Origin of the sequence: Peterkaempfera griseoplana (genome assembly GCF_001418575.1) — a bacterium.
Taxonomy (GTDB): domain Bacteria; phylum Actinomycetota; class Actinomycetes; order Streptomycetales; family Streptomycetaceae; genus Peterkaempfera; species Peterkaempfera griseoplana.
Map to the genome: position 1 here is coordinate 1 of NZ_LIQR01000223.1, position 10,153 is coordinate 10,153.

General features: G+C 74.3%; 7 protein-coding genes and 3 pseudogenes. 3 read left to right on the forward strand and 7 right to left on the reverse strand.

All coding sequences use genetic code 11. From position 1 onward, the window contains the following. Nucleotides 1-231 precede the first annotated feature (231 nt). From AOK09_RS17635 to AOK09_RS17650, 4 genes are all read right to left on the reverse strand, one after another. Nucleotides 232-1,185 carry a pseudouridine-5'-phosphate glycosidase gene (locus tag AOK09_RS17635; RefSeq protein ID WP_055588169.1) on the reverse strand — a complete coding sequence of 318 codons (954 nt, stop codon included), beginning with the start codon at nucleotides 1,183-1,185 and terminating at the stop codon, nucleotides 232-234. Nucleotides 1,186-1,389: 204 nt separating this feature from the next. Then, on the reverse strand, nucleotides 1,390-1,722 hold the full coding sequence (locus tag AOK09_RS17640) for a hypothetical protein (protein ID WP_055588170.1): 333 nt from the start codon (nucleotides 1,720-1,722) through the stop codon (nucleotides 1,390-1,392). A gap of 54 nt (nucleotides 1,723-1,776) precedes the next feature. Beyond that, on the reverse strand, nucleotides 1,777-2,211 hold the full coding sequence (locus AOK09_RS17645) for a GNAT family N-acetyltransferase (protein ID WP_055588171.1): 435 nt from the start codon (nucleotides 2,209-2,211) through the stop codon (nucleotides 1,777-1,779). A gap of 135 nt (nucleotides 2,212-2,346) precedes the next feature. Beyond that, nucleotides 2,347-4,707: a M4 family metallopeptidase gene (locus AOK09_RS17650; RefSeq protein ID WP_055588172.1), complete on the reverse strand. Its 2,361-nt coding sequence runs from the start codon at nucleotides 4,705-4,707 to the stop codon at nucleotides 2,347-2,349. 505 nt (nucleotides 4,708-5,212) lie between these two features. Here AOK09_RS17650 and AOK09_RS17655 point away from each other — a divergent pair. The 3 genes from AOK09_RS17655 to AOK09_RS43215 all read left to right on the forward strand — a co-directional run bounded on the left by AOK09_RS17655 (nucleotide 5,213) and on the right by AOK09_RS43215 (nucleotide 7,899). Further along, nucleotides 5,213-5,734 (forward strand): DUF2087 domain-containing protein, encoded by a 522-nt coding sequence (locus AOK09_RS17655; protein ID WP_055588173.1) that lies wholly within the window; start codon nucleotides 5,213-5,215, stop codon nucleotides 5,732-5,734. Nucleotides 5,735-5,936: 202 nt separating this feature from the next. Beyond that, nucleotides 5,937-7,148 carry a type ISP restriction/modification enzyme gene (locus AOK09_RS17660; protein ID WP_055588174.1) on the forward strand — a complete coding sequence of 404 codons (1,212 nt, stop codon included), beginning with the start codon at nucleotides 5,937-5,939 and terminating at the stop codon, nucleotides 7,146-7,148. A 67-nt stretch (nucleotides 7,149-7,215) separates the two neighbouring features. After that, nucleotides 7,216-7,899 (forward strand): class I SAM-dependent methyltransferase, encoded by a 684-nt coding sequence (locus AOK09_RS43215; protein WP_055588175.1) that lies wholly within the window; start codon nucleotides 7,216-7,218, stop codon nucleotides 7,897-7,899. A gap of 166 nt (nucleotides 7,900-8,065) precedes the next feature. Here AOK09_RS43215 and AOK09_RS17670 read toward each other — a convergent pair. The 3 pseudogenes from AOK09_RS17670 to AOK09_RS17675 all read right to left on the reverse strand — a co-directional run. After that, nucleotides 8,066-9,096, reverse strand: a pseudogene (locus AOK09_RS17670) (aldo/keto reductase). Beyond that, a pseudogene (locus tag AOK09_RS42195) lies at nucleotides 9,008-9,451 on the reverse strand (hypothetical protein); the annotation flags it as partial. The pseudogenes AOK09_RS17670 and AOK09_RS42195, both read right to left, overlap by 89 nt. Nucleotides 9,452-9,513: 62 nt before the next feature. Beyond that, a pseudogene (locus AOK09_RS17675) lies at nucleotides 9,514-10,153 on the reverse strand (LLM class flavin-dependent oxidoreductase); the annotation flags it as partial.

Below are 10,153 nucleotides of genomic sequence, written 5' to 3' on the forward strand. Positions count from 1 at the left end.
CCCGCCTTCCTCGACACCGCCCGCGCCGCCCTCTCCCCCGCGCTCGGCGGCTCATCGGACGCGTCCGTCTTCACCGCCGTCCACGCCGCGCCCCTGCCGCAGGCCGTGGGCTGACGCTTCCAGGGCGCGGGCGGGTGGGGTGCGGCGGTACCGGGAGCCCGGCCGTGGTACCGGTGGATGTCCAGGGTGTGCTGGCAACGGGCCCGGCGGCGGGGCCCCGGCGCCCGGCCGTCAGACCGGCGCGGCGACGGGCCCCGACCAGGCGACGGCGATCTCCGCGGCGAGACGGACATTGCCGCGGACGGCTGCGAGGTTGGCCTCCAGGGAGGCGCCCTCGGTGTCGCGCACCAGACCGGCCAGCAGATAGGGCGTGACGGCCTGGCCGCTGATGCGGTCGCGCTCGGCGGCGGCGAGGGCGTCGGCGAGGACGCGGTCGTGGAGGGCCGGGTCGAGTTGCTGCTCCTCGGGGACGGGGTTGGCGACGACCAGTGCGGCGGGCGGGGCGCCGAGCGCGTCCTGGGCGCGCATCGCGGCGGCGACCTGCTGCGGGGTGGTGAGGGTCCAGTCGACCCGTTCCCCGGAACTGCGCAGATAGAAGCCGGGGAACTCGGCGGTGCGGTAGCCGGCCACGGAGATGTTGAGGGTCTCCAGCCGCTGCAGGGTGGCGGGGACGTCCAGGATGGACTTGACCCCCGCACAGACCACGGTGATGCGGGTACGGCTGAGCAGATCGAGGTCCGCTGACTCGTCCTGGACCTTGGTCCAGCCGCGGTGGACTCCGCCGAGGCCACCGGTGGCGAACACCCGGATGCCCGCTGCGGCGGCCAGGAAGGCCGTCCCGGAGACGGTGGTGGCGCCGTCGGCTCCGAGGGCGAGGGCCGGGGGGAGGTCGCGGAAGCCGAGCTTGCGGATGCCGTCCTGGGTGGCGATCCGCTCCAGCCGGGCCGCGTCGAGGCCCACATGGGCGACGCCGTCGAGCACCGCGACGGTGGCGGGGACCGCGCCGCCCTCCCTGACCAGGGCCTCCAGCTCGCGGGCGACCTGAAGGCCCTGCGGCCGTGGAAGCCCGTGGGAGATGATGGTCGACTCCAGGGCCACCACCGGCAGGCGGCGGCGCAGGGCCTCACCGACCTCCTCGGTGATGTGCAGCCCGGCGGGTACGGCGGCTCGGGCGGAGTCGGGCATGGCCGGTCTGCCTTCCCTCGGTTCGGTGCGGACGCCTCGGTGTCCTGGCGTCCCGGTGGTCAGGTCGTCTCGCTGGTCAGGTCGTCTCGCTGGTTCGGTGTCTCAGTGGTTCCGTGTCTCAGTGGTTCCGTGTCTCGGTGGCCTCGCGTCTCAGTGGCCTCGCGTCTCAGTGATCTCGCCCGGAGAGCGCCGTGAAACCCCAGGTCACCCCTGGCGGTAGGGCGCCCTCCGCTCCGCACGCGCCGCGGCGTCGAACGCCGCCAGCAGCTCCGCGGCCTGCTCGGCGAGGTCGTCGGCCTGGCCGGGTCCGGGCTCCACACCGTCGGCCAGCGGCTGGAGCAGCTCGGCGGCCTCATGGAGCGGATCAAGGCACTCGGCCGGCGCACCATGGGCCGTCAGTTCGGCCAGCAGCGCCGTGAGCCGCGGGCCGAGGCCGCGCAGCCGGACCAGGCGCACCGGTGCGGGCGTGCCTGGGGTGTACAGCGCGTCGATCTCGTCGCGGACCCTGTACAGCGCCTCCGCGGGTATACCGGGCATGGGGTCTCCTCCCGTGGTCCCGCCTCGACGGTACGCCCGGGCACTGACAACCGGTCAGTGGACCTCGGAGGGCAGCGGCTTGGTCCATCGGCTCCACCCGCTGTCCGGGGTGTAGCCGGCGGACTCCCAGGCGCTGCGGCCGAGGGTGTTGTGGTCGAGGACCATGGCGTCGCCGCGGCGGCCGCCGAGGGCGCGGAAGCGGGTCTCGGCGGCGTCCAGCAGTGCGGTGGCCACGCCCCGCCGGCGGTGCTCGGGGTGGACGGCGAGGCGGTACAGGTGGCAGCGCCAGCCGTCCCAGCCGGCGATCACGGTACCGGCGAGCCTGCCGTCCCGCTCGGCGAGGATGAGGGCCTCGGGGTCGCGCTCCAGCAGCCGGGCCAGCCCGTCCGGGTCGTCGGTGATGCTGGTGCCCTCGGCGGCGTGCGCCCAGAAGGCGAGCAGCTGGGGGAGGTCGGCGGGCCGGGCGATACGGATGGCGATGTCGGTCATGGAGCTGATCCAACCCCCCGGGAGGCCGGCCCGCCGGGGTTTCCGCAGTGTGGGACGGGCCCGGCAGCGCGTCTGCGCCGCCGGGCCCGTCCGTGCCGCACCCGGTCGGCTGCGCTGCCGGGTGCGGTGGGTGGATCAGGAGGTGGTGAGGGCCGTGTCGTCGACCACGAAGCTGGTCTGCAGCGAGGAGTCCTCGGCGGCGGTGAACTTGACGGTCACCGACTGGCCGGCGAAGGACGACAGGTCGTAGCTCTTCTGCGCGTAGCCGGTGTTCTTGTTGAGGTTGGAGAAGCTGGCCAGGGTGGTGGATCCGGCCTGGACGGTGAGCTTGTCGTAGGCCGAGCTGGTGGTGGTCTCGCTGGTGTCGATGTGCAGCCAGAAGGTCAGGGTCGCCTTGCAGCCGGCCGGCACCGAGACGGTCTGGGAGAGGGTGTCGGTGTGGGTGGTTCCGTAGCCGTCCATCCAGGCCTTCCAGGAGCCGGAGTGGGCGGCCTCACCGGTGCTGTTGTCGACCACGCCGCTGCTGGCCGTCCACGGGGAGGCGGAGCCGGTCTCGAAGCCCGGGTTGCCGAGCAGCTGGGCCGCGGTGCAGCCGGTGCCGCCGCCGCTGCCGACGGTCCAGGTGAAGGAGGCGGTGCCGGTGGCTCCGGCGCTGTCCTTGGCGGTCACGGTGACGTTGGAGGTGCCGGCCGTGGTCGGGGTGCCGCTGATCACGCCGGTGGAGGAGTTGATGGAGAGTCCGGCGGGCAGGCCGCTCGCGCTCCAGGTGTAGCTGCCGCTGCCGCCGGTGGCCTTGACCGTGACGCTGACCGCGGTGCCCACGGCGGTGGACTGGTTGCCCGGGTTGGTGACGGTGACTCCCCCGGTGGGCAGCGAGCCCACGGCGACGGCGGCCCAGGCGGTGGCGACGGCGTTGTACTCGGCGCTGCCGCTGCCGTAGAGGGCGGCCGCGGCGCTGAGGGTGCCGGTGCGGGCGCTCGCGTAGTTGGTGGTGGAGGTGAAGTACGTGGTGAGGGCGCGGTACCAGATGGCGAGCGCCTTGTCGTGGCCGATGCCGGTGACGGTGATGCCGTTCACGGTGGGGCTGTTGTAGCTGACGCCGTTGACGGTCTTGGCGCCGCTGCCCTCGGAGAGCAGGTAGAAGAAGTGGTTGGCGACACCCGAGGAGTAGTGCACATCGAGGTTGCCGACCCCGGAGTACCAGCTGTCGGCCGAGGAGCCGTCCTTGGAGGGCTTGTCCATGTAGCGCAGCGGGGTGCCGTCCCCGTTGATGTTGATCTCCTCGCCGATCAGGTAGTCCGGCGGGTCCGCGGGGAGGTTGGCGTACCACTCGACGCCGGTGCCCATGATGTCCGAGGTGGCCTCGTTGAGGCCGCCGGACTCCCCGGAGTAGTTGAGGCCCGCGGTGGCGGAGGTGACGCCGTGGCTCATCTCGTGGCCGGCCACGTCCAGCGCGGTGAGCGGGTGGGTGTTGCCCGAGCCGTCGCCGTAGGTCATGCAGAAGCAGCTGTCGTCCCAGAAGGCGTTGACATAGCTGCTGCCGTAGTGGACGCGGTTGTAGGAGCCCCTGCCGTCGTTGGCGATGCCGTTGCGGCCGTAGGTGTTCTTGTAGAAGTCCCAGGTGGCGGCGGTGCCGTACTGGGCGTCCACGGCGGCGGACTGGCGGTTGGACGCGGCTCCGTTGCCCCAGACGTCGTCGGCGTCGGTGAAGAGGGTGCCGGTGCCGGAGGTGCCGCCGTTGAGGTCGGTGGTGTAGAGGCTGCCGCGGCTGCCGTCCTTGAGCTGGTACGTCGACCCGGACAGGGTGGTGGTGAGCGGGACCTGGCCGACGTAGACGCCGGTGCCGGTGCCGGTCTCGATGCCCTCGTAGGTGCTGAGCACCTTGCCGGACCTGGCGTCCGTGATGACGTGCAGCTTGCTGGGGGTGCCGTCCTTGGCGACGCTCTCGACCACGTTCTCCCAGGCGAGGGCGGGGGTGCCCTTGGCCGCCCAGACCACCAGCCGCGGGGCGGTGCCGGAGGCGGTGGCGCCGGGGTCGGCGGCGAGGGCGGCCCGGCCGGCCGCGGCCCGGGCCACCGTGGGGGTGGTGCTGGTGAGGTCGAGGGCGGCGGTGGAGGCGCGGTCCACGGCTTCGGGTGTGCCGTCCTGGCCCTCGTGGACGACCAGGTCTCCGCCGAGGACGGGCAGTCCGGCGAACGTCCGGTCGTAGCGCACATGGCGGGTGCCGTCGGCGTCCACCACGATGTCCTTGGCGACCAGCTTCTCCTTGGCGCCGAGGCCGAGGGCGGCGGCGACCCTGCCGCTGTCCTGGCCTGCCCGGTCGAGCAGCTGGGCGCGCTGGGCCTGGCCGAGCGGGATCGCGTGGGTCCTGGCAGGGGCCGCTGCCGGTGCGGGGGCGGCTGCGTGCGCGGCGGTTGCGGGGACGCCGGTGGCGAGCAGCGCGGTTGCCGCGGCCAGGGCGGCCGTGGCGACGCGGGCAGGGGTGGGGCGGGGCATACGGACTCCTTCCGGTCGACCGCTGGTGACGGTCGATCAGGAATCGGGCCGCTGGGTGGCGGCCCTCGGGGTGTCCCGGTCCGCCGATGGGCGGTCCGGGGCGGTGCGGCGTGCGCGGAGCCTGGTGCTGCGGCGCGCCCTGGGTGGGGCGGACGCCGCGGATCGGCCTGCGGGCGGGTGCGGTCGCACCGGGGCCGACCGACCGTACGGACGGGTGTTCCTACGGTCGGAGGCGATCGTGGCAGCAAACCCTCAGGCAATGACAGGTACAGAACATAGATTGTCCGGTTCCTGTCAGGCGGCCTTGCCGATCCCCCTGCGGCCGGGCGAGGATGACGGGCACTGTTGGCTTCTCCCGGCCGCCGCCGGCCGCAAAAACCGTTTGCATGCCCAGCAGACAGCGGCGAGCGTATGTGCGGGCGCCTGCCCGCCGGGCGTACGGTCCCGGCCCGGCGACCGCCGGCGCCCACAAGGGACATGGCCTCCATGAGAAAGCGGCTTCGCAATGACGGAATCCAGCCACTCAGCCCGTCTGGTCTCAGCACTGGCTGACCCCGGCCGGCTGCGCGTCCTCTCCCGCGTCGTGCTCGCCGGACCCGCGGGGATCACCCAGGAGGATCTGGACGCAGCCGAGCCCGGAAGCACCCGCGCGCTGGCCCGGCTCATCGCCACCGCCCTGGTACGGCGTTCCGACGACGGCCGTCTGACGGCGGATCATGAGCCGTTCGCCCAGGCCCTTCGTCCGGCCGCCCGGCAGGACGAGCGCGGCCGGCCGGCCGCGCTGGCCGCGCTCTTCACCGCGGACGGCCGGCTGACCTCGGTTCCGGTCCGCCGGGAGCTGCGGCGCGCGCTGCTGGAGTACCTCACCGGCCGGATGTTCCGCACCGGCACCGTCTACTCGGAGGGCGAGGTGAACATCGCCATCCGGCAGTACTGGGACGACTGTCCGGCGATGCGCCGTTACCTGGTGGAGAACGGCCTGCTGGTCCGCACCGCCGACGGATCCCGCTACCAGGTCGCCGCCTGACGGCAGCCCGGCAGCGCCCCCTGGTCGCGCCCGCCGCCCGTCACCACCGCACCGCTTCGACCGTTGGGACAGAGCGGCGGGCAAGGTGCCGGTCGGTACCATGCCGGGGACGGTCGAAGTGCGGCAGCGAGGGGGTTCCGTGGCGGAGAGGGCCCGGTCTGCCGGGGGCCGTTGGAGCGGCGACCCGCTGCTGTCCCAGCTGATGCCCTGGTCCGTACCGGCACTCCGCACCGGCCGCGACTGGGTGCGCGCCCCGGACCCCGACACCCTGCGGGCCCGCTGGCGGCGGCTGATCGATGCGGCCGGGGACGAGCGTTCGGCCCTCTTCCGCCCCAGTCGCTCCCGTACGCTGCACAGCGCCGTGGCCCAGCTGCCCGGCCGGGCGGCCGCCACCGGACGCCTCGCCCGGGAGCAGGGGGCCTGCCCCGAGCCGGAGCCGGTCCGGCACGGCGCCTTCGACCGGCAGTGGCTGCTGCCCGACCAGCGGCTGCTGGACGCGCCCCGGCCCGAACTGTGGCGGGTCACCGACGACCGGCAGCTCTTCGCCGTGGTGCTGGAGGCGCCCGGCCCGGCGGTGGTCTTCAGCGCCGAACTGCCCGACGGCCACCGCCGTCGGGGCCGCGGCGCCGTGCTTCCGCTGCACCGCCGCCCCGACGGACAGGACCCCAACCTGGCGCCCGGTCTGCTCGCGCTGCTCTCCGACCGGCTGGGACTCCCCGTCACCGCCGAGGACGTCGCCGCCTGGACGGCCGCCGTGGCCTGCCAGCCGGAGCCGCCTCAGGGCGAGACCCCCGACGCCGTACCGGTGCCGCTGCCGGCCTCGGCGGAGCTGTGGCGGCAGGGCACCGCCCTCGGCCGGCGGGTGCTGTGGCTGACCACCTACGGCGCCCGGTGCGCCGACCCAGCCGCCGACCGGCCCGCCGGACGGCCCCGGATGCCCGGCGGGCAGCGGCCCTTCGTCCGCCGGCCGGTCCCGGACAGCCCGGCCGGGTTCCCCGTGGCCGTCTCCTACGACCCCGAGGAGCAGACGCTGCTGCTCGGCGACGGCCGGATCGCGCCCGTACCGGCCGGCGCCTGGGAGTACCGGGTGGGCGGGGACCGAGTGCTGGAGAGCTGGTTCGCCGAACGCATGCCGGGCACCGGCGATCCCGGGTCCCTGGAGGCGCTCCGGCCCGCGGCCTGGCCCCGGGCCTGGACCACCGAACTGATCGATCTGGCCACGGTGCTGGCCCTGCTGGCGGAACTCCACGGTGAGCAGTCCGCACTGCTCGGCCGGCTGGCCGCGGCACCCCGGATCGGCGCCGCGGAACTGCGCACGGCCGGGGTGCTGCCCGCACCCGGCTGGGCCGCCCGTCCGGCTTCGGTGCTGGCGCACCGCGAGGAGGGGCCGGAGGGCCAGTTCGCACTGCTGTGACCTGCGGCCTCCGGCAGGGAGGTAGGGTCGGGCGATCGGCTGGTCCGGCGGTGCTGGAGGGGATCGGGTGTCAGGCGTTGCGGAGACCGCGTCTGCGGTGGGGCTGCGGCCCGCGGAGTTCGTCCTGGCCCACACACGGGTGGCTCCGGTGGCCCATCTGCCGGAGCTGCGGCTCCACCAGGCCGACGAGGCGATCGGGCTGTGGGAGCTCACCGAACGGGTACAGGGCGGGGTACGGATGAATCCGCCGTTCTGGGCGTTCGCCTGGGCGGGCGGGCAGGCGCTCGCCCGCCATGTGCTGGACCACCCGGGGACGGTCGCGGGCCGCCGGGTGCTGGATCTCGCCACGGGCTCGGGGCTGGTGGCGGTGGCCGCCGCGGTGGCGGGGGCGGCATCGGTCGCCGCCAGCGACATCGACCCGTTCTCGGCGGCGGCGGTCGGCCTCAACGCCGCACTGAACGGGGTGCGGGTGGAGGCCCGGCTGGGCGATCTGCTGGACGGTGACGGCGGGGACGCCGAGGTGGTGCTCGCCGGAGACGTCTTCTACGAGCGGCCGATGGCGGAGCGGGTGCTGCCCTTCCTGCGACGGGCCCGGGCCAGGGGCGCGCTGGTGCTGGTCGGCGACCCGGGGCGGGCCTATCTGCCCCGGCAGCGCTTCGAGTCGGTCTCGGTGCAGCAGGTGCCGGTGGTGGCCGACCTGGAGGACCGGGCGGTCAAGGCGACCACCGTCTGGCGGCTGCTGGCGGACTGACCGCCGCTCACCTCCGCGGTCGCCCGCCGTCGCCTGCCGGCCGACCGACCGCCCGGGGACCGCGCGCGAGCGCCCGCGCAGGGTGCGCCGGGCGCGATGCGCGCCCGGCGGCCCGGTGACGGTGGTCCGGCGGCCCAGCGGTCGCGGTCCGGTGGTGGCGGCGGCGTCAGCGGCTCCTGCGGCGCAGGGCCGGATCGGTGAGGGACGGGGGTGTGTACCCGGCGTCCCGGGCGGAGAGGGTGGTACCCGGCGGGACGATCTTGTCGATCTGGTCCAGCACGTCCGCGCTCAGCCGCACCTCCCCCGCGCCCAGCTGGCTCTCCAGCTGCTCCAGGGTCCGCGGCCCGATGATGACGGAGGTGACCGCGGGATGTTCCAGGACGAACGCCAGGGCCAGTCGGACCAGGGACAGCCCGGTCTGCTCCGCCAGGACGGCGAGTGCGTCGGCCGCTTCGAGCTTGGCCGCGTTGCCCGGGTCGGCGATGTCGAAGCGGGCGGCCTGCCGGTCGGCGCGGCTGGAGGCCGGCTGGGCGGCGCCCCGGCGGTAGCGGCCGGAGAGCCAGCCGCCCGCCAGCGGGCTCCAGGGGATGACCGCCAGCCCGTGGCGCTGCGCCACCGGCAGCACCTCCCGTTCCACTCCGCGGGCGAGCAGGGAGTACGGCGGCTGCTCGGAGACCACCCGTTCGCGGCCGCGGCGCTCCGCGATCCACTGACCCTCGACGATGGCGGAGGGTTCGAGGTCGAGGTGCCGATGTAGCGGATCTTGCCCTGGTGGACCAGGTCGGACAGGGCACCCAGGGTCTCGTCGAAGTCGGTGCCGGGTTCGGGGCGGTGCACCTGGTAGAGGTCGATCCAGTCGGTCCCCAGCCGTCGCAGGCTGTTCTCCACCGCGCGGACGATCCACCGGCGTGAATTCCCCTGTGCGTTGGGGTCGTTCCCGGCGCGGCCGTGGAACTTGGTGGCCAGCACCACCGCATCGCGGCGGCCCCCTGCCAGGGCCTTGCCGACGATGGTCTCCGACTCTCCCGCCGAGTAGACGTCGGCGGTGTCGACGAAGTTGATGCCGGAGTCCAGGGCCCGGTGGATGATCCGGACGCTGTCCTGGTGGTCAGGGTTGCCCCGCGCGCCGAACATCATGGTGCCCAGGCAGAGCGGACTGACCTTGACGCCGGTCCGGCCGAAGTCGCGGTAGGTCATCGGGGGTCTCCTCGGTGAGTAGGTGCAGGCCGGGCTGGGAGGCGTCCCGGAGCCTGCGGCAGGCGCCGTCCGCGGCGAGCGGGTCGGCGTGGGTACCGGTCTCGGCGACCGTTCCGCCGTACGGGACCACCACCCGGTCGGCACGGGGCCCGGTGGTCAGCGGGTGGGCAACGACCAGGGTGGTCCGGCGGCGGGTGAGGGCCTCGGTGAGCGCGGTGACGCCTCGTTCGGTGCCGAGGTCCAGGGACGCGGTGGCCCGTCCGGCAGCAGGATGTCGGGGTCGACCAGCTCCGCACGGGTGAGCGCCCGCAACTGCTCTCGCCCTGCCGGGGGTTGCCCGGCCGCGTTCACCCACCGGCCGGTGACAGCAGGGCGGCAGGGCGGCAGGGCGGCGGTCGCGCTCTGCGCCCCCGTCCGTCACCGGGCCGCGGCGAGTCCGCGCGGGGCGTCGGAGACGTCGGATGCGCCGGAGGCGTCGGAGGCGTCGGAGGTGTCGGAGGCGTCGGCGAAGCGGTGGGCCGGCCGGGGCAGCCCGTAGTGCTCGCGCAGGGTGCGGCCGGTGTACTCGGTGCGGAACAGGCCGCGCTCCTGGAGCAGGGGCACCACCCGGTCCACGAAGGCCTCCAGTCCGGAGGGCAGTACGGCGGGCATGATGTTGAACCCGTCGGCTGCACCATGGGTGAACCAGTGCTCGATGGTGTCGGCGACCTGCAGCGGCGTCCCGGCGAACGTGCGGTGGCCGCGGCCGCCGCCGAGCCTGCCGATCAGTTGACGTACCGTCAGCCTCTCGCGGCGGGCCAGTTCCACGATGAGCGTGTAGCGGCTCTTGGCTCCTTCGATCTCGTCCTCGGTGGGGATGTCCCGCGGCAGTTCGGAATCCAGGTCCAGTTCCTCGGGGGCGATCCTCAGCCGCTTGGCGAGCTGGTTCCTGGCGTACTCGGGGCGGATCAGCCGGTCCAGTTCGGCGTCCAGCTCGCGGGCCTCCGCCTCGGTGTCGCCGATGACCGGCACGATGCCGGGGAGGATCTTGACCCCCTCGGGGTCGCGGCCGGCCGCG